We start from the raw sequence: 22,937 nt of genomic DNA, 5'->3' as shown, positions 1-22,937 counted from the left end.
CTTAATTATAAAACTAGGAATAGATTAGTTACTTAATTTTGAAAACGTCGTCTGCACTATCTGGTGGGGTGAGGTAAGGGTTTTCATCAGTAACTTCAGGATCTCTCAAGACTTCTCCACAGAAAATAATAAGGTCAGGTCTTTTTTGTTTTAAGTAGTTAAGTCGTGTTGTGCATTCATCTTTAGTATAAATTGTTTCTGTAACAGGAACTGCATCACAAGAATCATTTCCACAAGGACTTACCAACAACACATAACCGACCAGCATGAGCTGTGAAGTAAACATAAAATATCCTTTTAACTATTCATGTTTGGTCATCAAAATCAGACCGCTAGATTACCTATTTGTTGATAAAAAAGCAGTTTCTATTTGTCTTAAATAGCATTAATGATGCAAAAAAGTGTATGCGATCACAATTTTTCTAGTGTTTATTTGTGTTTTTTTGCAATGTGTTATAAGCAAATGACCTAAATATTAGGCAATAATACGCTGTGATATATTGTGAAAACAAATAGAATTGTTTTTTAGTCTACTTAATTGTTGTAATATTGTTATTTGTAATATTAAATTGATATTTCTCATGAGATATTAGTTTAAATGATGCTTGTTAATTAGATAAATTAAGGCAAAAAGTATTATATTTAGCAAATATTAAAGTAGTTTCGACAATAAATAGAGAATAATTTTATTCTAATGTTATCGAAAAAATATTAATACTCAATATTATTAATATTTGCTCCTAATTATATTCTTAAAAAGAAAGCAAAAAGCTAAAGTAGAGATGTTTTTTCTTTATTTATTGATTATAAAGGGTAAATATATAAGATATTTTCATTATGTAACGAGTAGGTTTCTTGTGCAAATTAAAATTACTCTTTTTATGATATGTGGCAAAACTAATTTAGTTTCATTTAATCTCTATCTGAAAATAGTGAATGATATAAAAATATGCCTAAACTTACTTTTATCACGTATAATTTATTGGTAGGAAAGGTAAGTTATCTCTCTTTATTGAATTAATTTTAAATAATGCATTTACTGTCTTATATCTTAATATAGGAAATATTTTATATAAGATTTCTTTTAGTTAAAATAACTTTTATGGTGATGGCGAATTATGTTAAAGAAAATTGTGGGTTCTCTGTTTTTAATATTTACAGTTATGGTGTTATCAGCTTGTGGTGATAAAACAGATGATCCAGGGCAGGCTGCCGTTGCATTCGTTGAAGCAATTGCAGAAGGAAATGGAGATAAAGCAGTATCATTAATCCACTTAGGCGAAATGGAAAAAGATCCAAGAGCAGAGCAATTTAATAGCAAGTTTAAGATGATTGTTGCGGAAACAGGGAAACAAGTTAAAGAGCAGGGTGGTTTAAGCAAGGTTGAAATTGTTAGTGTTGAATATAGCGAAGATAAAAAGAGCGCAATAGTGACATTAAAAACTGTCTTAAAAGATGGTGTAGAAAAAACAAAAGCACAAGAAATGATTAATGTTGATGGTAAATGGAAAGTTGCTTTCAAGTGATTGTTCGCATATTTAATATTGTAGCTTTATTCTTAGCGGGTGCATTTTATGCACTCGCTTTGCCTCATGACTTAAAAAATGGTGATTTAGTCTTTCGGGATGGGGATGAAGTTATTAGTGAGATAATTAAACAAGTTGATAAAAGTGGGTTTAGCCACGTAGGTATGCTGTGGATCTCTGATTACGGTGTTCAAGTGATCCATTCTACACCCAGTGAACATAGCAATATAAAAGATGGCGTTACTGTGGATAGTCTTGAATTTTTCATTAGTCGAGCAAAGCCGAATTCAGTTCGTTTTTACCAAGTGAAAGGAAGTGAAGAAGCTAGAAATATTGCGGTGCAAACTGCATTAGAACGAGTTGGTGAAAAATTTAGTATTTACCCAGGACAGGGTGTTTATTGCACTGAGCTAGTTGCTACTGCATGGTTAAAAGCTGGGGTTTCTATTTCCACGGGTAGTCGAAAATTAGATATGCCATTTATTTCAGATAATCCACTTATTTTTCCTGAAAATCTGATTAACTCTGAAAATATTTTTCCATATCCACAGTGATATTTATCTTTAAGTTATTTCAAGCGTAAGACTAATTAGAAAAAATACAAAGAAAAATGTATATTAATTGTCTAGCTCTTTTGGAAAGTTATAGGTAATATCTGTCTAAATTTATTTTCCTCTCTCTTTTGATTATTTAGGTCGTTGTTATGTAATACACATTAAGGCACTGAAGGAATAGTGCAATACAGAAAAATCAACTTACTGAATTTCTTTTTAAATTTGGTAGGACTTCTGTTACTTGATGAGTATTAAATAATGAATAATCAATCACAAAAATATGATAGAACTTATCACTATCCTTTTTCACCGGGCACAACAAACGACGATCGTATAAATGCACAATGGTGGCAGGATATTTGCAAGATAAAACAACTTATCCATACAGAAAAACTGGATGGAGAAAATAATTGCCTGAATAAAATGGGTGTTTTTGCTCGCTCGCATGCAACCCCAACACAATCAGCGTGGACATCTCAATTGCGTCAACGTTGGCAATTGATGAAAAATGATTTAGGTGAGTTAGATATTTTCGGCGAGAATCTATATGCCATTCATTCTATTGAATATGCACACCTAGAAGAATATTTTTATGTGTTTGCGGTTCGTTATAAAGATAAATGGCTAAGTTGGGAAGAAGTGCAGTTTTATGCTTCTCTGTTTGATCTTCCAACTGTGCCAGAAATTAAACTGCCTAAATGTCAGGATAAAACTGATTTTGAAAATATGATTGTTTCACAAGCGAAACAGGCAAGTTTCTTTCAATCACATGATGTTTTAACGCAAAAACCAAGCCCAATGGAAGGTATTGTTACACGAGATGCACAATCATTTTCTTTAGATGATTTTTCACATCGTGTTTTTAAATATGTTAGAAAAGATCACGTTAAAACAGATGTTCATTGGAAAAAAAATTGGCGACGAGCCTCTTTAATTTGGGAAAAAACACAGGAGTCTCAATGATGCTTCATAAGAAATTACACACTGAAATGTCATGGGAACATCTCTGTGGATTGTATGACGAAATTAGTGATATGGCTGGTGTTATGCAAGATCCTATTCATCATGCAGAAGGTGATGTGGCGATACATACACAAAGAGTAATCAATTCAGTTAAATCATTGCCAGAATATAAGACTTTAACTGAAAGAGAACAGCAAATTTTATGGATCTCGGCACTACTTCATGATGTGGAAAAACGATCTACAACACGCGAAGAAGAGGGGCGTATTGTTTCACCGGGTCATGCACGTAAAGGGGAATTAACAACACGTCTTTTTCTGTATGAAAAAGTACCTTTAAGCTTTGCTGATAGAGAGCAGATCGCGGCTTTAGTTCGCTTTCATGGGCTACCGTTGTGGGTGATGGATAAGCCTGATCCTAAAAAAGCGCTACTTGCTGCATCATTAAGAGTAGATTGCTATTTGTTGGCATTATTAGCTAAAGCTGATGTTTTAGGGCGAGATTGTGAAGATAAACAAGCCCTTTTTGATAAAATTGTGTTATTTGCGCTTTATTGTGAAGAGCTAAATTGTTGGCGTAAGGTTGCTCCATTTCCTTCAGATGATGCTCGCTTTCACTATTTTTATACAGAAAATAGTACGGATTGCAATTATGAGCCTTACCCTGAAAAAGGAAGTGAAGTTACGGTGTTATGTGGATTACCAGGTATGGGAAAAGATACTTTTATTCGCCAACATTGTGCAGATCTTCCGATTGTGAGTTTAGATGATCTCCGTCGTCAGCATAATATTAAGCCTGATAACAGAGATGCTAATGGTTGGATAGTACAGCAAGCAAAAGAACAAGCCCGTCTTTATTTACGAGAGCATAAACCTTTTGTTTGGAATGCCACCAATATTACAAGAAAAATGCGAGATCAACTTATCTCTTTGTTTTATCGTTATAATGCGAAAATTAGATTGGTTTATATTGAAGTCCCTTATGCGCAGTGGCAGAGGCAAAATAATGCAAGAAACGAAGCCGTGCCAGTTAAAGTAATGGAACGCATGTTGAGTAAATTGGAAGTACCAACACCAGAAGAAGCGCATGAAGTGATTTATTGGATTGAAGGGCAATCTCAGACCATACTTTAATTATCCGATTATTTCGGCGAAATGATAAGTAGGTTATAAAGTAAAGTGAGGGTTACTTATTTTTATAAGTAACCCTTTTTACTTATTGAGTAGGATTAATTTGCAGGTAAAACAACGTACTAAATTTATTTTTTAACGTGATGGATAATATCGAAATAGGTATTACGATCATCAGCATTTGGATAAATACGATAGGTATATTCATCATTTTTAACCGTGATATTTTCTACATCTCGGGTGAATAATGTTTTACCCTCAGTATCTTTGGCAACTAAGGTACGTATTTTGCCATCATCTGACATTGACCAATCACCTTGCATTTTCTGTTTACCTTCCGGTGTAAACATAATAAAAGTGCCATTAGGGTAATACTCAGCAAGTCCAAAATAGTTGCTGACTTGAGGATTATCGGCCGCAGTTTTATTTCCTTTTTCATCGATAGCATCAGTCGTTATCCAAACTTTTTCTATCATGACTTTCTCATAGTCATTCAGTTCTTTTTGAGCCTGAATAACTCCTTGAGTTTGAATATTGGCAGTTGATGTCGAACTCTCTGCGGCAAAAAGAGAAAAACTAGCGCTTAATAATGAGATTGCGATAAGTGATTTTATTTTCATTAATATATCCTTATTTTACGTTGTACTTCTTGTCTATGAACACTGATGTTTTTCCTGTTAGTAATAAAGTTAGGCATGAAACGAGGTAAGTACCAGAAAAGAAGTATGTCAGAATGTTTCTGATGAAAAGGTTGTTTTACAAAAACAGCTAGAATTAAATCACTTTAACTGCGTTGTTTTCGGTGTTAAGTATCAATAATTTTTGTTTTTAGGATTTATTATCCGATTAAAAGATGTTCAACAATATAAATAATTATTATAAACAATGGATAAAACGTATAGAAAGCCTTCCTTATTTACAAAATTAGATCAAAGCTTGACCAATCGATGTGCAATATAGACAAAGATAAATAGCCAGCTCTCTGTAAAAATGGTGCATAAAATGAAAGATTGAAATAAATAATCAATATTTTATTTATGAAAAGGGTGTTGTAAACGTATTGAATGATATCTCGATCACAAAAATGAAAAGACAAAAATAGAAGATGTTTTAAGCATTACTTTTGCATTACTTAAGTGATTTATGTTCTTTGGTAAAAGGGTATCGTTTTCTTTGGTATTTAATGATTAGAATTTCTTTATGGCAAATGCGTTTTAAAAATCCGCGATGATAAAAATAATTAATGCATTGCTCGATTCAATTAGATTGTATTTTATTTAAGCATTATTACGGATATTTTACAGAAATATAAAATTATTTTTCTGTAATGCCTTATTTATAAAAGTAAATTTTATTTTTATATTTAATCTTTTAATTTTGTCTCCAGTATAAAAATAAAAAATAATATTAAATTTATTTATGGTAAATAGATTGGAATGACGTTATATGTTGATTTACTTTGTCTGAAAAATAAATAAATTCTAAATTTACTTATTAAATAATCTTACGATTATCATTGTTTATTTCTGTTTCTTTTTGTTTTTTATTTTTGTATTTCTGCTTTTTTTTGCTTTTAATAAATAACATATGATTGTAATCACAATCCCATAACAACTAATAAACTAAAGTTGTTGCCATAGAGGTAACATTAAATGAAAGCAGAACGTCATAAAAAAATAATTAATCTGATTAAAGGTAATGGTGCAGTAAAAGTTTCTGTTTTGGCCAAAGAACTTGATGTTACCAAAGAAACAATACGATCAGATTTAAATACACTAGCAGAAAAAGGAATTATAAAAAGATGCCATGGTGGTGCTTTTATAGAATTTGAGACATTAGATAAAGTCGCTAAGAAAGAAATTATACAATTTCTAGAATGTAATGATCAAATTGATAAAAACGATTTAGCAAATAAGACTGCAATAAATAAGGTGTGCGTACTGGGCTCATTTAATGTTGATATGATTAGTTATCTTCCTAGATTGCCAGAAGCCGGGGAATCCTTATTATCGAATAAATTTATCTTCTCACCAGGAGGTAAAGGCTGTAACCAAGCATTGGCGGCGAGTTATGCTGATGCACAGGTACATTTTATTACGAAGATAGGTACTGATCAATTTAGTGATTATGCAGTTAATTTTATATCGTCATCAAGAATAAAAACGTCAACGATATATCAAACTGAAAATTATCAAACAGGAACAGCGTCTATTTTTGTGTCGGAAGAGAGTGGAGAGAATATTATTTCTATTTACTCGGGTTCTAATATGGATATTTCTGCTGATGAAGTAAAAATACAGAAAGATAAAATTATTGACGCGGATATAATTTTAATTCAATTAGAAACGAATATTGAAGCATTAAAAGAAATTATTGCTATTGGAAACGAAAATAATATTCCTATTATTCTTAACCCAGCACCTTATAACAAAATAGTTAATGAATTACTTCCAATGATAGATGTTTTAACACCTAATGAAACGGAAGCAAGTTTATTATCTGGGATAGAAGTACTTGATTTAGAATCTGCAAAAAATGCTGCAGTTTCTATTTATCAGCAAGGCGTAAATAAGGTGGTTATTACGCTGGGTAGTAAAGGTTCGTTAGCTTATGACGGATATAAGTATATTTATTCGCCGGCATATCCGGCAGTTGTAAAAAATACAGCAGGGGCAGGTGATGCTTTTAATGGAGCACTCGCTGCCTCATTGGCAAAAGGAAAGCAGTTTTCTTATGCGTTACGCTATGCATCAGCTTTTTCATCATTAGCTGTTGAGACGAGTAATGCTTCAGAAATGCCTGAAGATATTAATGTCATGCATCGCATCAATCAAACAACATATTCACAGATTGTCACCCAATCCCCTGAATAAATAATCTTTTTTGAAAGAGGAATAAAAATGAAAATCTTATTTATTGGTGAGTCATGGCACATTCATATGATCCACTCCAAAGGCTACGACAGTTTCACTTCCAGCAAATATGAAGAAGGTTCAACGTTCTTATTAAGTTGCTTAAGAGAAAAGGGTGTTGAAGTTGATTATATGCCAGCTCATACCGTTCAGGTTGCATTCCCTCAAACGGCTGAAGCATTAGCTAAATACGATGTCATTGTTATTAGTGATATTGGTGCAAATACGTTCCTTCTGCAAAACGATACTTTCTATAACATGAAAGTTATCCCTAACGCATTAGGGTTAATTAAAGAGTTTGTGGTTAATGGCGGTGGTTTATTAATGATTGGTGGTTACTTGTCATTTATGGGTATTGAAGCTAAAGCAAACTACAAAAATACATTACTTGCAGAAGTTCTGCCTGTTGAAATGCTGGATGGCGACGATCGTGTTGAAGCGCCAGAAGGTGTATTTGCAAGTGCGGTTAATGCAGAGCATGCATCCGTAAAAGGTTTTGGTGAATGGCCAATGTTCCTTGGCTATAACAAAGTTTCAGCTAAAGAGAATACAGAAACTGTATTAAATATTGGCGAAGATCCATTACTGGTATTTGGTCAGTTTGAAAAAGGAAAAACAGGCTGCTTTATGAGTGACTGTTCTCCTCACTGGGGAAGTAAAGAATTTTTAGCATGGCCGCATTATGCCGATATGTGGGTCAACATTCTTAAACAAATCGCTCGTTAATTTGAATTAAGAATAACTGTCATAAAAAGTAAAAAAGCGCAGAGTTGCTGCTCTGCGCTAATAAAAAACCGATTACTTGAAAAATAAAAAAAGAAATCACTCATAGCCAATAATCCAAAAGGAACATCTTATGAGTACAAAAAATTTATCAACACCATTGCTGATGTTAGCAACTGTGTTAGCAGGTATGCTATCACCAATGCAGTCTGCGGTGAATGGGCAGTTAGGGCATGTTTTAAAAGATGGTAACGCCAGTGCAGTTATCTCTTTTGCCAGTGGTTTAGTGGTGATGTTTTTTATCATTATGTCGAAAAAACAGTATCGCCAGCAATTTGCTTCAATCCCTAGTTTAATTAAAACGCGCAAAATTCCATTATGGAACTGGTTTGCGGGTCTTTGTGGTGCAATGGTTGTTTTCTCTGAAGGGGCTTCTGCGAGTGCATTAGGGATTGCAACATTCCAAACAGCATTAATTTCAGCACTTTTATTATCAGGCTTATTATGTGACCGCTTTGGTGTTGGTGTTGATGAGAAAAAATATTTCACACCATATCGTGTATTAGGAGCTGTGTTAGCTGTTGTTGCGACTTTATTTGTAGTTTCTCCGCAATGGCACTCAACCTCATTTATTTATTTAGCAATCTTACCTTTCCTTGCGGGTTTATTAGCCGGTTGGCAGCCAGCAGGTAACTCAAAAGTTGCAGAAGCAACAGGTTCTATGATGGTGTCTATCACTTGGAACTTTATTGTTGGCTTCACTGTTTTAACGATTGCTCTTATTGTTCGTATGGCATTAGGTCATATCACTCTTGAATTACCCGGTACTTGGTGGATGTATTTAGGTGGTCCTTTAGGGCTTATGTCTATCGCATTAATGGCTATTTTAGTACGTGGTTTAGGCTTACTGATGTTAGGTGTTGCTTCAACAGCGGGTCAATTGTTAGGTTCTGTATTAATTGACTTGTTATTACCTTCATTGGGCAATACCGTTTATTTAGTGACAATCATCGGTACATTATTTGCGTTAGTGGGTGCAATTGTAACAACAATTCCTGAATTCAGAGCGACTAAGTCAGCAAAAGCGTAGGAGTATCGTAATGAAAGGTTATATTCAAACCGTAACTGGCCCCGTGAAAAAAGAAGATATGGGGCTAACATTGCCCCATGAACACCTCTTTAATGATCTCTCAGGTGTTGTTGATGAACCTTTTTATGAATTCTCGCATGTGTTAGTTGATAAAAAAGTGAGTGCAGATATTCAGTGGGGACTTAAATACGATCCATATTGTTGTTGCGATAATATGGATAAAAAACCAATCGAAGATGTTATTTTTGAATTAAATAACTTCAAAGAGTTAGGTGGAAGAACAATTGTTGATGCAACAGGCTCTTCATCCATTGGACGTGATATTAGAAAACTAAGACAAGTTGCAGAAATAACAGGTATTAATGTTGTAGCTTCTTCAGGACTTTATATTGAAAAGTTTGAAGGAGAACGGCTGGCTGATGATATTGATGCAATGGCAAAAATCATTGATGATGAATTGAATGTAGGTATTGATGGTACTGATATTCGTGCAGGTATGATTGGTGAAATTGGTGTTTCTCCATTCTTTACAGATGGTGAGAAAAATAGCCTACGTGCCGCCGCTATTGCACAAAACAGTAATCCTCATGCTTCGATGAATATTCATATGCCAGGTTGGCAACGTCGTGGTGATGAAGTTTTAGATATTCTATTAACAGAAATGGGATGTAATCCCGCTAAGATTTCATTGGCACATTCTGATCCATCAGGTAAAGATATTGATTATCAATGCAAAATGTTAGATCGCGGTGTTTGGCTTGAATTTGATATGATTGGTCTGGATATCTCTTTCCCTAAAGAGGGTGCGGCACCAAGTGTTATGGATACCGTAGAAGCTGTCGCAACTTTAATTGAACGAGGTTATGGTAGCCAAATTGTATTAAGCCATGATGTGTTTTTAAAACAGATGTGGGCGAAAAATGGGGGGAATGGCTGGGGATTTGTTCCTAATGTATTCCTTTCATTATTGGCTCAACGTGGCATTGATAAATCTATTATCAAAAAATTATGTGTTGAGAATCCAGCCAATTTGTTGGCTTAAATCTGAAGTGAATAAATAACAATAAATATACCCCTTGAAGTAAATTTAGCGGCATCTTAATAAGGTGCCGCTTTTTTATGTCTCAAGGAAACGAAGACAAATTTAAGCATTAACGTAAATGATAATTTTCAATATAACGTAATGAGTGTGTTGAACCATTAATTACTAAAGAATGTGTTTGTAGATATTGAGCTTGTTGATTAACACCAGATAAGAAATCACCTTTGGTAATCGCGGTTGCGGCAAACATAACATCTTGGTTACGTACTAATGTGTCTAATGACAACTTAATATTTACATCAGTACCCATTTTATGACAACGAGCAATTTCAGAAACGGCATATTCTCTATTTTCTGCACTATTTCCTTTTGCAATATCACGAGTAATTAAACGTGCTTGCATATCACCACCTAATGCCTTAGCGATAGCTGCACTAATTACGCCTTCAGGTGCTCCACCAATACCATACATAACATCAATACTGTTATTAGGCATTGTGGCATATAAAGAGGCTAGAACATCACCATCAGGTAGTGTAATAACATTAATACTTTTAGCGCGTAGATCGTTAATAATATCGTGGTGACGCGGTTTATCTAAAATAGCGAGAGTTAACTGCTCAATAGATTTATTTAATGTTTGTGCAATCGCATCAAGGTTATATTCAAGGCAATGGTTAAGATCAATCACACCAGCAGCTTGCTTACCCACAATTAATTTTTCCATATACATGTCGGGAGCTTGTAAAAAACTGCCTTCAAAGCCTGCGGCTAAAATGGCTAGGGAATTATTTTCACCCGTAGCGACCATGCGAGTACCGTCAATTGGATCAACCGCGATTTCTATTTTATCGCCTTTCCCATTACCTACTTTTTCGCCAATATAGAGCATAGGTGCTTCATCTATTTCACCTTCACCAATGACTATTTCACCATTGATATTCAGGTTATTCAAACGTTCACGCATAGCACTGACAGCAGCATCATCTGCTGCATTTTTATTTTGTTTTCCAATCCAAGGCATTGCTGCAATAGCTGCGGCTTCTGTTACAGAAGCGATAGCATTAGTTAATTCGTCATTTAATTTCATATTATGAGTGTGTTTTGCGATATAAATGGAAGATTAAGATAGGTTGCCGATCATACCTTTTTTTCGAAATTATGTGCTAGGTTTAAATCAAGAGTTCTCGAAATAGGTTATTTAGGAATAAACTAAGATAAATCTGTGAAAATTAAAGTATAACTAAGGTTAAGAGATTAAAAGCATGTGATGCTTAACGCAAAAGGATTAGGTTTATGGATGACTTTTTGGTGCTTATCGTTACAATATTTGTCGTGGTATCTTTGTATTGGCAATATCACGCTTATACAAATAGCAACTCATTGTTACATCGAATTAAACAGCTTGAAGAAAAACTTACTGAACAACAAGAGAAATTATTTAAGTTATTAAGTAAAGATAACGCTGCGGATATTCGCACAGAGCTTGACGCTCAGAAAAGCGAAGTTAAGGATTTCTCTTGTGATATAAAAAAAGAGCCTCAATCAACGATTTCAACTGCTTCAACTTATCAACCTAAAACAGTTGAACCTATTAACACAACAGAACATGTGAAAAATCAGGCGGAAAATAAAGACGCGCCTGTATCTCAATATGCACAAGCATCACAAGAAACAGCATTTAATAAAGTTTCTCCTAAAGAAGAAAATCCAATTGTTCAATCTTCTATGGTTAATAATATTAACTTTGAAAACAAACAACCTGATCAGCCAGAAATATCAACAGCCCCTACACCTAAAGGAGCTGAGCCTTATCAACCTAAGATAGCAACAAGTCGTTTTGCCCATCATTACCAACAAGAGGCAAAACAAACATCTGTTAAATCAACATCAGATCTGCTTGCCGAAAATAGAGCTAATATGGCAAGTGCAAGCCTTGCAGGATCTGAAACAGGTAATTTAGGAAATGCTACACCTCAAGCAAATAGACCTGCATCGCAATATAGACCTAATTTAAACTCTCGTCCAAAACGTCAACAGAAATCGATCTTGGGGCTTATTTGGAATTGGGTAGTAACAGGAAATCCGCTGGCTAAAATAGGGATGTTATTACTCTTTTTTGGTCTGTCTTATTTACTTAAATATAGTATTGAGAATGAGCTTGTCTCAGCATCAACACGTTTAATGATGGCGGGAACAGGATGCTTAGCGTTATTAGGTATTGGCTGGTGGCTTAGAAAGAAAAACCTGATATATGCATTAATTTTGCAAGGTGGCGGCATTGGTGGGTTTTACATTACTATTTTTGCTGCGACTAAAATTTATGATTTTATTCCTATTAGCATTGCTCTCGCTATTATGGTGTTTATCTGTTTGGTTAGTGTAAGTTTGGCAGTTATTCATCGGGCTATTAGTTTAGCTATATTAGCTTCACTTGGTGGTTATTTAGCACCTGTATTATTGTCTACGGGTAGTGGCAATTATGTTGCATTGTTTAGCTATTATCTTATTCTTTCAATTGGTATTCTTATTATCAGCCATTGGCAAGTTTGGCGTTTATTAAATCTTATTGGTTTTGCATTTACTTTTGGTATTGCTTTTATATGGGCAATACCAAATTACACCCATGCTGATTATTTACCTTGCCAGCTATTTTTAATTGCAAATTGGTTGATTTTTGGTGTTGCAACGGAACTTTCAACATTAAAAAATAAACTGAAACTTAATATTCCTTTTGATGCCACATTACTATTTGGTACGCCATTAATTGGTTTTATCTTCCAACATCGATTAGCTTCTGAATGGCCATATGGTGTTGCTATTGCTTCATCACTTTATGGATTAGCTTATTTCGCACTAAGTTGGTTTGCACTTAAGCGTTATCGTGAAGAGGGCAAATTACTGGCAATTGCCTTCTTTATGCTATCTGTCACCTTTGCTACTTTAGCCGTACCATTTGCATTCTCTGCTGAATGGACATCGATTGTATGGGCAATTGAAGGGGTAATGATCCTCGCATTTTCTGTTTTACAGCAGCAAAAGAAACCTGCGATTGCAGGGACTATTTTAGTTGCGGTTTCCTCTGTTTTATTATTTAACATGCCTGTTATCTCGCTAGGCGATTGGCTAATGCTTGTAACACAAGTCATCGTTGTATTTGCCGTCGCAGTACTGTGGTATCGAGCACAATTTATTAATCTTGATAATCGAACTATTGGATATGTAACACTATTTATTTCTGCTGTAAGTTGGGGATATAGCGTTTTACTTCTACAAGAATATGGCGAACATTGGCTTTCTCCAGAAGTAAAATCCATTACCTTTGCTTTTATTCTTATTAGCTGTTGGGGCATGTTCTTTGCTGGGAAGAAAGCCCAATTTTCTGAGTTGGCTAGTTGTTCTATTTTATTATGGCCGATGTCAGCGCTTATTATGTTGGTGTACATCTATCTTGCAGGCTCGTTAATTGATAATTGGTTAAGTGCGATTATCTGGATAGCAGTTTTTGCGAGTGGTTTTTACTTGCTTAAGGTAAATACGTTATTGCCGAAACAAAGGATAAATAAAGCATTGATCCACAGTATGCACCTTATCTTTATTGTTCTATTCTTATTTACTGAAATTATTTGGTTAATGGATGTTACGTACCTTTATGTGAGTTTACATTTTGCAAGCGTAATTTTTGTTATAAGTTTATTTATTGCAATAAGCCATATACTAGCAATGAAAGTTGATTGGATAAAAGAGTACCAAAATGCTTATTGGGTAGTCACTTTTCCTGTTTTAGGTTTACTGGCACTTTCTTTAATCTTTGCAAACTTTAATGACGGCACTGAAAGTGGAGTTAAATTTATTCCATTATTTAACTTAATGGATCTAATGGGAGTTATTGGAATATGGGTTGGCTATAAATTTATATTAGTAATAAAACAGTCACCTAAATATCAAATATTATTGAAAAATAACTTGATTATATTTAATTACATTATTCCAGCTATGATTTTCTGGTGGGCAAACGGTATTTTATTAAGAGGACTAGTCTTTGCAACAGATATTGATTGGTCGAGTTATGCAATAATTAATTCCAAAGTTATCCAAACAGTATTAGCCATTATTTGGGCAATTACTGCGTTAGTGACTATGGTGATGGCGACACGTAAGAAGTTACGTTCACAATGGTTTATTGGTGGCGTACTGTTGGCCGTAGTTATCGCTAAACTTTTCCTAATTGATACATCATTAAGTAGTGGGTTGCTCAGAGCATTGGCCTTCATTGGTGTTGCAATACTGATTTTATTAATTGGGTATTTCTCACCATTGCCACCTAAAAAGCAAAGAGAAAATACAAAAGTATAGACGTTTTTTACATGTGCGTTTTATTGATCTTTGAAATTAAATCATGCATATAATCTTAAGTGATTAATGCATGATTTCATGATCTAAAGAAGAGGAGAGTATCAATGCATCAAGGTCAATGTTTATGTGGCAAGGTTAAGCTATCGACAGCGCAAGATATCTCTGCACTCAGCGTTTGTCATTGCAGTATGTGTTTGCGTTGGAATGGTGGCCCTGGTTTTTCAATTGATTGTAAATCAGATTTGAAGATTGAAGGTGAAGAAAATATAACACGTTATGATTCATCTTTATGGGGAGAACGAGCATTTTGTAAGCATTGTGGTTCTCATCTTTTTTATCATCTAAAAGAAACCCATACTTACTATGTATCAGCAGGATTATTCCCCGATGCAAAAGAAAGTAAACTGACAATGCAAATTTATATAGATAGCAAACCTAATTATTATAATTTTGTAGAAAAAACACCCATGCTAACAGAACAAGATATTATGAATATGTTCAATAAATAAAATTTCATTTATTAGTTTTTTATATTTTTTTATTTTTTAAAGACTCTTTTCTACATGAGTCTTTTTTATTATTTTATTTCATTAAATAAATATTAATGTAATATAAAGGAAGCGCTGGGTTGCTATTTTCTTATTATAGTATGATGTTTGTATTCACGCCTGTGAAGAATTGATTTAATGTTCTTTGTTATGGTGTAATTTAAAAGGAAAAAGTTATTGATAAATACATTGATAATAAGTCGAGTTGAAATATTTAGCTTGGGAATAAAAACACTTCTTAGCCAGATTAAAAAAATTAATATCCGAAAGGTGGTGAATAATGAAAATGATGCATTTCGTTATTGCCGACAATTTTCAGTTAATCTTATTATTATTTATTCAGCACCTTCAGTCTCATTAATTGATTCTATAAAAAGAATAAAGCGATCATCTTTATCAATTAAAATTATTGTTATTTCACCAAAAACAGATTCAATATTATCAATAACACTTCTTCAATTGGGTATTGAAGGTTTTATTGTAGCTGATACTTCTTGTGAAAATATTCTGCAAGCTATCCGACAGGTTTGTATCGGTCAACGGTATATAAGCCAAGAGTTAGCGATGGAAATCGCACTAACAAAATTACAGCAAGAATTAAATCCTTTACATCATCTGTCTGAACGAGAATTGCAGATTATGTCGATGATCATTAGAGGGAAGAAAATCACACAAATCGCAAGTGAGTTGAATATTAATACAAAAACAGTAAATAGCTATCGTTACCGAATGTTTAGTAAACTTAAAATTTCAGGTGATGTAGAATTAACACATATAGCAATACGTTATGGGTTAATTGAGATAGAGAGTCATTTACAAAGTGGAAGACAAATTTGACGCCAAAGCATTCTTAAGCCGAGTCACAGATAAACCAGGTGTGTATCGGATGTATGATGCAACAGACACAGTAATCTATGTCGGCAAAGCTAAAGATCTGAAAAAAAGGCTTTCAAGCTATTTTCGTACACAGGTAAATAGCCGTAAAACTGAAGCTTTAGTGAAGTGCATTGCAAATATTGATGTCACGATCACCCATACAGAAACGGAAGCTTTATTGCTTGAACACAGCTACATTCAGCGTTATCAGCCTCGCTATAATGTGTTGTTGCGAGATGATAAATCCTATCCTTATATCTATTTAAGCGGTGATAAACACCCCAGACTTGCTAGCTACCGTGGCGCAAAACATGCGAAAGGGGAATATTTTGGACCTTTTCCTAACTCCTTTGCAGTAAGAGAAACCTTAGCATTAATGCAAAAATTGTTTCCTATTCGTCAATGCGAAGACAGTGTTTATCGCAATCGTTCAAGACCTTGTTTGCAATATCAAATTGGGCGTTGCCTTGCACCTTGCGTAAAAGGTTATGTTTCTGATGAAGAATATGCCCAACAAGTTAATTATGTGCGACTTTTTCTTTCAGGTGATGATACGCAAGTTATTGATGGATTGGTTAAACGTATGGAAGGAGCTAGCCAAGAATTACGTTTTGAAGAGGCCGCTCGCATTCGTGATCAAATTCAAGCGGTAAGGCAAGTAACAGAAAAACAATTTGTTGCCAATATTGGTGATGATCTTGATGTGATCAGTGTTGCTTTTAATGGTGCGATTGCTTGTGTTTATGTTCTCTTTTTCCGTCAAGGTAAAGTGTTAGGTAGTCGGAGTTATTTTCCTAAAGTTCCTGCAAATACCTCAATCGATGAAGTTGTTCAGACTTTTATTGGTCAATTTTATTTACAAGGCAGTGCAATTCGTACTTTACCAAGTGAAATTTTGCTCGATTTTGATTTAGAAGATAAAGCCATTCTTTCTGAATCTATATCTTCAATTGCAGGTCGAAAAATTCAAATTCAAACAAAACCGCGTGGTGATAGGGCGCGCTATTTGAAATTAGCTAGAACAAATGCGGCAACGGCATTGGCTTCAAAACAAGTCGAGCAATCGACAATTTCACAGCGCTATACCTCTTTGATGTCTCTTCTTGATATGAAAGAGATAAAACGAATGGAATGTTTTGATATTAGTCACACTATGGGAGAGCAAACTGTGGCTTCATGTGTAGTATTTGACATGAATGGCCCATTAAAATCTGAATATAGGCGCTATAATATTAGTGGTATTACTCCTGGTGATGATTATGCGGCGATGAATCAAGTGCTTACTCGACGTTATGGTAAATCATTAGAAGACAGTAAGGTTCCAGATGTTATCTTTATCGATGGTGGTAAAGGGCAATTAGCACAAGCAATAGAGGTATTTGATTCTCTTAATGTTGATTGGGACAAATCACACCCAAAATTAATTGGTGTCGCAAAAGGAAGTGATCGTAAAGCAGGGCTTGAAACTTTGTTTTTTGTGCCTGAAGGTGAAGGAATGGCGTTACCTTCTGATTCACCTGCGTTACATTTGATCCAACATATTCGTGATGAATCCCATCGTCATGCAATAACGGGACATCGTCAACGTAGAGCAAAAGTAAAAAATACCAGTTCGCTGGAGTCTATTGAAGGCGTAGGGCCCAAACGTCGTCAAATGTTGTTGAAATATATGGGAGGGCTACAAGCTTTACGAGATGCAAGTGTTGAAGAAATTGCAAAAGTCCCCACAATTTCGACGGCATTAGCAGAAAAAATTTTTAATGCGTTGAAACACTAAGTGTATTGATGCACCATATTAATAACTCTCACTTTTCTAGGTCGTGTAGAACGCTATGCAACTAAATATCCCAACTTGGCTAACTCTATTTCGTGTCGCTCTAATCCCATTCTTTGTTTTGGTGTTTTATTTACCATTCAAAGATGCTCCATTAGTTTGCGCTATTATTTTTATGGTAGCGGCTGCAACAGACTGGTTTGATGGTTTTTTAGCACGTAGATGGAAACAAACTACCCGCTTCGGAGCTTTTCTTGATCCAGTAGCGGATAAAGTAATGGTTGCAACAGCACTTGTTTTAATTACTGAGTACTATCATGAGTGGTGGATAACCTTACCTGCAGCAACAATGATTGCTCGTGAAATTATTATTTCTTCATTAAGAGAATGGATGGCTGAATTAGGTAAACGTAACAGTGTTGCAGTTTCTTGGATAGGAAAAGTGAAGACGACCGCACAAATGGGATCGCTTGTTGTGTTATTATGGCGTCCTACTGTTGAAGCAGAATGGTTTGGATTCGCTTTATTATATATCGCAACAGTGCTGACTTTCTGGTCAATGTTTCAATATTTGAGCGCTGCGTGGTCAGATTTGCGCGAAGGTTGATCGAAATGACTGAAAATTCACCGAACAGTCAAAAAGATGCAAATATAGTGTTGACTAGATTCAGGAAATCAGTAGAATGCAACGCATCGAAAGGCACAACGGTTTACAGAAATAAATAAGTAAATCAGCAAGTTCGGTAATGCGGGAATAGCTCAGTTGGTAGAGCACAACCTTGCCAAGGTTGGGGTCGCGAGTTCGAGTCTCGTTTCCCGCTCCAATCTCTTATGAGATTGAGTAGTTGAGGCGCGTTGGCAGAGTGGTCATGCAGCGGATTGCAAATCCGTGTACCTCGGTTCGATTCCGGGACGCGCCTCCATTAATGCCCAGGTGGTGAAATCGGTAGACACAAGGGATTTAAAATCCCTCGGCTGTAAGGCTGTGCGGGTTCAAGTCCCGCCCTGGGCACCATCTCTTTAAGATAAAGAGTTTGGTGCAAAAAGAAAGTCCATTGTAAATGGCATTGAGAAGTAAATAAGTAATAAGTCGTCCATGCCAGTATCTATCTTAGTAATAAGGATTTACGGACGCACCACAGAATTTAGCCCAGGTGGTGAAATCGGTAGACACAAGGGATTTAAAATCCCTCGGCTGTAAGGCTGTGCGGGTTCAAGTCCCGCCCTGGGCACCATATAAATAGCGGACCTTAACTTGGGTCCGTTTTTTCTTCCTCTAGCAACAAGTTAGTGAGAGAAAAGCAAAAAACTAAAGTTAGCTATTTTAGAAGTAAATGCTTTAAATTTATTTGTTATCTATCTTGTTTGATAAACAAGTATTAAGCGTGACAAGTAAATACAATTTAGCCCAGGTGGTGAAATCGGTAGACACAAGGGATTTAAAATCCCTCGGCTGTAAGGCTGTGCGGGTTCAAGTCCCGCCCTGGGCACCATATAAAAAAGCGGACCTTAATAAGGTCCGTTTTTTTTGATCATAAAAAGTAAAAATCAAATTGAATATATTATTTTATTGCTACTTAAATATGATTTTATCAACTCGATGGGTATAAAATAAAAAATCACCTTATCAGGTGTAGCAATAAGGTGACTTATATTTAATGTTTTTTGTATTAGTGTTCGGCGATTAACTCTTTGTATTTAAAGCAATGACTCGATCTCTTAGTGTAATAAAACGAGTCAATACATCGTCTACCGTAAGAAGCCCTACATTATCTTCAGGCGCCTTCAGTACTTCACTGGCAATATGCCATGGACCCCAAAAATCAGCATCACTATTACCAAACATCGCTACTGTCGGCACACCAACACCCACTGAAATATGTAATGCACCACCATCGCTGGTTAGCATCTGATCACATAAAGACATACCAGCCATTAATTCTCTAAGATTTTGCGTAGGTACTGGCGTAATAGGGATATCTTTGCACTGTTCAAGGATAAACTGTGCTTTTTCATCATCACCGGGGTGCTGTTTATTGTCGTTGCTTCCTGGCGACCAAAAGAGAAGAATGTGGCATTTTTCGCGTTGTGTTAATTGGTGTGCTAACTTGATAAATTTTTCTGCTTGCCAACGTTGTTGTGGTTTACGTGAACTGATTTGTAAGCCGTAAATAGGAACATTTTCAGTTATTTTAATGCGTTGACGAATTGCAGAGATCTCTTCATCTTTAACATACAATTTTAAAGGGCCAGCTTTTTTCTCTATTCCAAGAGGATGGGCTAGTTGACAGAACAACTCAGCGATATGGCCTTTGTTAGACGGCGTTGGAATAGGATCTGTCACTGCTGAAGGCGCGTCATTGCCAATAGCGATAATACGCTTAGCACCTGATAATTTTGCCCATTGTAATGCTCTTTTGGCCCAATGGTCACGAGCAACAATTGCGATATCATAATGCTGACGACGCATATCAAAAATAATTTTCAAGCGACTTAGAATAAGTTTTAGGGATGATTGTCCTGATTTTTTATGATGTAACTTACTGTAAATATGTATATTTCCAACAGAAGGGTTGCCTTCTAGGATGGCTTGATTGTAAGAGTTTACGAGCAGATCTATTTTTGTATTATATTCATGGGCAAGAGAGTCAATTAATGGTGTTGTAAGTATTAAATCACCAATGTTATCTCTTTGTATTATTAATATTTTAGGCATAATTAGATTTATGTATATTCGAATGAGAGAAATTCATTGCTGATGAGTATGACTTCAGCAGTAATCATATTGTATATTTATGATTATAAGCGATTCGATATGTAGAGGCATCTTTATCAGGGAATTAATCTGCTTTTGGGATAGGGATAGGGATAGGGATAGGGATAGGGATAGGGAATGAGAAGAAGATAAGCTCAAAGGCTGTACTATTGATAATACGATGACTATTTTTTAGATAATCATCGTATTTGTTATATGTCTTAATATAAAATTTATCTTTAGTAACTAAGACTATGTTTATAATGCCATTTACGGGTAATTAAAAACATGCTTCCAAAATATCGAGTACATCTTTAGAGGTTAGCTTTTGATAGCCTCTACCAATAATTGTGGTTGATTGTGCAATCTCAGGAAGCATTTCTCTTGTTGCACCTAAGGCTTCTAATGATGTAATAATGCCGCATTCCTTTGTGAAACGTTCTAGTGCATCAATACCTTCAAGGGCAATTTGATCTTGCGTTTTTCCTTCTGCGGAAATTCCCCATACTTGAGTTGCAAATCGTACAAATTTTTCAATACCAAACTTATAGATAAAACGATAATAAGGTAGAGAAATCGCTGCGAGTCCCATTCCATGTGCACAGTCTGTATAAGCCCCTAATTGATGTTCAATCATATGAACTTGCCAATCTTGTGTTTTTGATAATCCTGTGAGGGTATTTAATGCAAGTGTTGCATTCCACATAAGATTACTTCTGGCTTCGTAATCTGTTGGATTTTTTAGTGCGATACGTAAATTATCAATCGAAGATTTTAATAAACTTTCAATTAAATAATCGGTTGTATTTGCACCTTCATCAGAAAAATATTGCTCCATCAAATGCGACATAGTGTCAAAAACACCACTTACCATCTGATACTGAGAAACAGAAAAAGTATATTCTGGGTTTAAAATCGAGAACTTAGGAAATACATTTGCAGGAAATGCACGTCCAATTTTATATTTAGTCTCTTCATGGGTAATAACTGAACCACCATTCATTTCAGAGCCTGTGCCTACCATGGTAAGAATTGATGCGACAGGAACAATTTTATTTGTCACATCTTGGTATTCAACCCAGTATTTTTGGAAAGGATCTTCATTTTCACAATAAGCCGAAATGGAAATGCCTTTCGCACAATCGATAACGGAGCCACCACCGACCGCTAATATCAAACTGACATTGTGTTCGCGAACTAACTGAGCACCTTCCATCATTTTTTTATAAGTTGGGTTTGGCATAACGCCTGATAACTCAACAATGTTTTTACCTGCATGACGGAGTATGGTTATAACCTCATCATAGAGCCCATTTGATTTAATCGCGTTACGGCCATACATCAGCATAACTGTTTCGCCATAATGTGATAATTCATCATTTAATTTAGCAAGAGAATTCTTACCAAAATGAATGGTGGTTGGATTATAGTAAGAGAAATCGAGTTGCATTTTGATATCCTTTTGCCAGATTAAAGACTATCTAATTAAAGCCTAATGTATTTTTTAACTTCAAATAAGATAGAGACAGATTAATTGTTGAGGAAATGCTATCGCTTTCGCATTTAGAAATGAATGTCTGATCTTCTTAGTCTCTTGCCTATTTTTCCAAAAAACTAAAATGATGATTGTGAATAATATAAATCAGCTTAGAAAAAGAACAGAGTATTTATAACGGTTAAATATGATCCGTCTCTTTAAGCAACTTAATGTCTGTTGCTGGTGGAGCTCCGAATAATCGACTATATTCACGACTAAATTGAGAAGGGCTTTCATAACCAACTCGGAAAGTGGTTGTCGTTGCACCTAAATTTTCAGTTAACATTAACCGACGGGCTTCACTGAGTCGTAATTTTTTTTGGAATTGAAGCGGAGTCATTGATGTCATTGTTTTAAAATGAGTATAAAAAGCAGATTTGCTCATTCCAGAACATGAAGCCAATTCACTGATATTTAATGGTTTTATATAATTACTTTTTAACCAATCAATCGCTTTAGCTATTTGATGACTATGACTACCTGCTGTGACGATTTGATTCAATCGTTCACCTTGCTCTGTAATAAGTAGACGATAAAAAATCTCACGCTTTATACCTGGAGCAAGAATTTTAATACTATCAGGCTCATCAAGAAGAGTGAGCAAGCGAATAAAGGCATTGACTAAAGGTTCTGATAATTTGCCAACAGCAATTCCTTTTTGAGCATTTAAATCTGAGTTAAATGTTAATTCACTATCAACGATGAGTTGCGATATTTCTTGCAGATCTAACTCCATAACTAGCCCTAAAAAAGGTTTCTCGTTGCTGGCTTTCATAATATTCGCCATAACTGGGAGTTCTATTGAAGAAATTAAAAAATGGTTGGCATCATAAATAAAGCTTTCTTCTCCTAAGATCACTCTCTTTTCACCTTGGGCAATTAAACATATTCCTGATTTGTGAGTATGGCTGGTAATTGGTGTAGGAGAAGTCCAGTGTGTCAGCGTTAATCCCGGAATTTGAGTTTCAAATTGATTAGTATCATGAGTCCATTTTTCAATCTGCATGGCTAGTTTTTGAGTTAATAACGCCATGTTTTCTAATTTATTCATATGGACTCCATACGGGATAAAGCGATTAATATTGTCGTCGTCGCAAAATTATAATGTATGAGATGAATATTAGAAAATTATTTGACGTATATTTAATAAG

Annotated in this window: 19 protein-coding genes and 5 tRNA genes; 18 read left to right on the top strand and 6 right to left on the bottom strand. The window is 35.1% G+C overall.

What is annotated here, in order from left to right; all coding sequences use genetic code 11:
* Positions 1–28: 28 nt before the first annotated feature.
* Entirely contained in the window at positions 29–286 is a 258-nt protein-coding gene (locus tag JEP71_RS02820; protein ID WP_006532995.1) for a hypothetical protein, read from the bottom strand.
* A gap of 832 nt (positions 287–1,118) precedes the next feature.
* Between JEP71_RS02820 and JEP71_RS02815 the strand changes: the two genes are divergently transcribed.
* From JEP71_RS02815 to JEP71_RS02800, 4 genes are all read left to right on the top strand, one after another.
* On the top strand, positions 1,119–1,526 hold the full coding sequence (locus JEP71_RS02815; protein WP_196532529.1) for a DUF4878 domain-containing protein: 408 nt from the start codon (positions 1,119–1,121) through the stop codon (positions 1,524–1,526).
* Complete coding sequence (locus JEP71_RS02810) at positions 1,505–2,080, top strand: YiiX/YebB-like N1pC/P60 family cysteine hydrolase (RefSeq protein WP_232797461.1); 576 nt, start codon at positions 1,505–1,507, stop codon at positions 2,078–2,080. Before JEP71_RS02815 ends, JEP71_RS02810 begins: the two co-directional genes overlap by 22 nt.
* A 258-nt stretch (positions 2,081–2,338) precedes the next feature.
* Positions 2,339–3,043 carry an RNA ligase family protein gene (locus tag JEP71_RS02805; protein ID WP_198619904.1) on the top strand — a complete coding sequence of 235 codons (705 nt, stop codon included), beginning with the start codon at positions 2,339–2,341 and terminating at the stop codon, positions 3,041–3,043.
* Positions 3,040–4,176, top strand: coding sequence for an AAA family ATPase (locus JEP71_RS02800; RefSeq protein ID WP_198625712.1), 1,137 nt, complete (start codon positions 3,040–3,042; stop codon positions 4,174–4,176). The genes JEP71_RS02805 and JEP71_RS02800 overlap by 4 nt, the downstream gene beginning before the upstream one ends.
* A gap of 125 nt (positions 4,177–4,301) precedes the next feature.
* On the opposite strand, the gene JEP71_RS02795 is transcribed toward JEP71_RS02800, so the two are convergent.
* Positions 4,302–4,793 (bottom strand): DUF4822 domain-containing protein, encoded by a 492-nt coding sequence (locus tag JEP71_RS02795; RefSeq protein ID WP_160230430.1) that lies wholly within the window; start codon positions 4,791–4,793, stop codon positions 4,302–4,304.
* A 1,032-nt stretch (positions 4,794–5,825) separates the two neighbouring features.
* On the opposite strand from JEP71_RS02795, the gene JEP71_RS02790 reads away from it, so the two are divergent.
* The 4 genes from JEP71_RS02790 (at position 5,826) to JEP71_RS02775 (ending at position 9,940) form a co-directional block, all read left to right on the top strand.
* Entirely contained in the window at positions 5,826–7,046 is a 1,221-nt protein-coding gene (locus JEP71_RS02790) for a PfkB family carbohydrate kinase (RefSeq protein ID WP_109373588.1), read from the top strand.
* Positions 7,047–7,073: 27 nt separating this feature from the next.
* Positions 7,074–7,811 carry a glutamine amidotransferase gene (locus JEP71_RS02785; protein ID WP_006532984.1) on the top strand — a complete coding sequence of 246 codons (738 nt, stop codon included), beginning with the start codon at positions 7,074–7,076 and terminating at the stop codon, positions 7,809–7,811.
* Between the two features lie 130 nt (positions 7,812–7,941).
* Positions 7,942–8,898, top strand: a complete 957-nt coding sequence (locus JEP71_RS02780) for a DMT family transporter (RefSeq protein ID WP_075674018.1) — start codon at positions 7,942–7,944, stop codon at positions 8,896–8,898.
* 10 nt (positions 8,899–8,908) lie between these two features.
* Positions 8,909–9,940: a methylphosphonate esterase gene (locus tag JEP71_RS02775; RefSeq protein ID WP_075674019.1), complete on the top strand. Its 1,032-nt coding sequence runs from the start codon at positions 8,909–8,911 to the stop codon at positions 9,938–9,940.
* Positions 9,941–10,049: 109 nt separating this feature from the next.
* Here the strand turns inward: JEP71_RS02775 and glpX are convergent, their stop codons facing one another.
* Positions 10,050–11,030: a class II fructose-bisphosphatase gene (gene glpX, locus JEP71_RS02770; RefSeq protein WP_198625711.1), complete on the bottom strand. Its 981-nt coding sequence runs from the start codon at positions 11,028–11,030 to the stop codon at positions 10,050–10,052.
* A 206-nt stretch (positions 11,031–11,236) separates the two neighbouring features.
* Here glpX and JEP71_RS02765 point away from each other — a divergent pair, with 206 nt between their 5' ends.
* From JEP71_RS02765 to JEP71_RS02720, 10 genes are all read left to right on the top strand, one after another.
* Positions 11,237–14,296 (top strand): DUF2339 domain-containing protein, encoded by a 3,060-nt coding sequence (locus JEP71_RS02765; protein WP_198625710.1) that lies wholly within the window; start codon positions 11,237–11,239, stop codon positions 14,294–14,296.
* 104 nt (positions 14,297–14,400) lie between these two features.
* Positions 14,401–14,805: a GFA family protein gene (locus tag JEP71_RS02760; protein WP_198619908.1), complete on the top strand. Its 405-nt coding sequence runs from the start codon at positions 14,401–14,403 to the stop codon at positions 14,803–14,805.
* A gap of 216 nt (positions 14,806–15,021) precedes the next feature.
* Complete coding sequence (locus JEP71_RS02755) at positions 15,022–15,681, top strand: LuxR C-terminal-related transcriptional regulator (RefSeq protein WP_198619909.1); 660 nt, start codon at positions 15,022–15,024, stop codon at positions 15,679–15,681.
* The gene (gene uvrC, locus JEP71_RS02750; protein ID WP_196574360.1) at positions 15,665–17,497 is read left to right on the top strand and encodes an excinuclease ABC subunit UvrC; all 1,833 of its coding nucleotides are present in this window, start codon (positions 15,665–15,667) and stop codon (positions 17,495–17,497) included. The genes JEP71_RS02755 and uvrC overlap by 17 nt, the downstream gene beginning before the upstream one ends.
* A 55-nt stretch (positions 17,498–17,552) precedes the next feature.
* Entirely contained in the window at positions 17,553–18,101 is a 549-nt protein-coding gene (gene pgsA / locus JEP71_RS02745) for a CDP-diacylglycerol--glycerol-3-phosphate 3-phosphatidyltransferase (protein ID WP_075674025.1), read from the top strand.
* 141 nt (positions 18,102–18,242) lie between these two features.
* Positions 18,243–18,318 (top strand) — tRNA-Gly (locus JEP71_RS02740).
* Positions 18,319–18,343: 25 nt separating this feature from the next.
* Positions 18,344–18,417: transfer RNA gene (locus JEP71_RS02735), tRNA-Cys, on the top strand.
* Between the two features lie 5 nt (positions 18,418–18,422).
* Positions 18,423–18,509: transfer RNA gene (locus JEP71_RS02730), tRNA-Leu, on the top strand.
* A 133-nt stretch (positions 18,510–18,642) separates the two neighbouring features.
* Positions 18,643–18,729, top strand: a tRNA-Leu gene (locus JEP71_RS02725).
* Positions 18,730–18,900: 171 nt separating this feature from the next.
* A tRNA-Leu gene (locus JEP71_RS02720) sits at positions 18,901–18,987 on the top strand.
* Between the two features lie 191 nt (positions 18,988–19,178).
* Here JEP71_RS02720 and JEP71_RS02715 read toward each other — a convergent pair.
* The 3 genes from JEP71_RS02715 to JEP71_RS02705 form a co-directional block, all read right to left on the bottom strand.
* A complete protein-coding gene (locus JEP71_RS02715) occupies positions 19,179–20,210 on the bottom strand; it encodes a glycosyltransferase family 9 protein (protein WP_198625709.1) in 1,032 nt (343 codons plus the stop codon).
* A gap of 319 nt (positions 20,211–20,529) precedes the next feature.
* Positions 20,530–21,699 (bottom strand): iron-containing alcohol dehydrogenase, encoded by a 1,170-nt coding sequence (locus JEP71_RS02710; RefSeq protein WP_198619911.1) that lies wholly within the window; start codon positions 21,697–21,699, stop codon positions 20,530–20,532.
* A 226-nt stretch (positions 21,700–21,925) separates the two neighbouring features.
* Positions 21,926–22,837 (bottom strand): AraC family transcriptional regulator, encoded by a 912-nt coding sequence (locus JEP71_RS02705; protein ID WP_198619912.1) that lies wholly within the window; start codon positions 22,835–22,837, stop codon positions 21,926–21,928.
* Positions 22,838–22,937: the final 100 nt, after the last annotated feature.

This window comes from Proteus sp. PR00224 (assembly GCF_016238105.1).
Classification (GTDB): domain Bacteria; phylum Pseudomonadota; class Gammaproteobacteria; order Enterobacterales; family Enterobacteriaceae; genus Proteus.
This window is presented reverse-complemented; position numbering and strand designations above follow the sequence as displayed.

Excerpts from the sequence above, each read along its gene's own strand:
- JEP71_RS02820 (WP_006532995.1), bottom strand. The coding sequence starts at position 286 with ATGTTTACTTCACAGCTCATGCTGGTCGGTTATGTGTTGTTGGTAAGT.
- JEP71_RS02815 (WP_196532529.1), top strand. The coding sequence starts at position 1,119 with ATGTTAAAGAAAATTGTGGGTTCTCTGTTTTTAATATTTACAGTTATG.
- JEP71_RS02810 (WP_232797461.1), top strand. The coding sequence starts at position 1,505 with ATGGAAAGTTGCTTTCAAGTGATTGTTCGCATATTTAATATTGTAGCT.
- JEP71_RS02805 (WP_198619904.1), top strand. The coding sequence starts at position 2,339 with ATGAATAATCAATCACAAAAATATGATAGAACTTATCACTATCCTTTT.
- JEP71_RS02800 (WP_198625712.1), top strand. The coding sequence starts at position 3,040 with ATGATGCTTCATAAGAAATTACACACTGAAATGTCATGGGAACATCTC.
- JEP71_RS02795 (WP_160230430.1), bottom strand. The coding sequence starts at position 4,793 with ATGAAAATAAAATCACTTATCGCAATCTCATTATTAAGCGCTAGTTTT.
- JEP71_RS02790 (WP_109373588.1), top strand. The coding sequence starts at position 5,826 with ATGAAAGCAGAACGTCATAAAAAAATAATTAATCTGATTAAAGGTAAT.
- JEP71_RS02785 (WP_006532984.1), top strand. The coding sequence starts at position 7,074 with ATGAAAATCTTATTTATTGGTGAGTCATGGCACATTCATATGATCCAC.
- JEP71_RS02780 (WP_075674018.1), top strand. The coding sequence starts at position 7,942 with ATGAGTACAAAAAATTTATCAACACCATTGCTGATGTTAGCAACTGTG.
- JEP71_RS02775 (WP_075674019.1), top strand. The coding sequence starts at position 8,909 with ATGAAAGGTTATATTCAAACCGTAACTGGCCCCGTGAAAAAAGAAGAT.
- glpX (WP_198625711.1), bottom strand. The coding sequence starts at position 11,030 with ATGAAATTAAATGACGAATTAACTAATGCTATCGCTTCTGTAACAGAA.
- JEP71_RS02765 (WP_198625710.1), top strand. The coding sequence starts at position 11,237 with ATGGATGACTTTTTGGTGCTTATCGTTACAATATTTGTCGTGGTATCT.
- JEP71_RS02760 (WP_198619908.1), top strand. The coding sequence starts at position 14,401 with ATGCATCAAGGTCAATGTTTATGTGGCAAGGTTAAGCTATCGACAGCG.
- pgsA (WP_075674025.1), top strand. The coding sequence starts at position 17,553 with ATGCAACTAAATATCCCAACTTGGCTAACTCTATTTCGTGTCGCTCTA.
- JEP71_RS02715 (WP_198625709.1), bottom strand. The coding sequence starts at position 20,210 with ATGCCTAAAATATTAATAATACAAAGAGATAACATTGGTGATTTAATA.
- JEP71_RS02710 (WP_198619911.1), bottom strand. The coding sequence starts at position 21,699 with ATGCAACTCGATTTCTCTTACTATAATCCAACCACCATTCATTTTGGT.
- JEP71_RS02705 (WP_198619912.1), bottom strand. The coding sequence starts at position 22,837 with ATGAATAAATTAGAAAACATGGCGTTATTAACTCAAAAACTAGCCATG.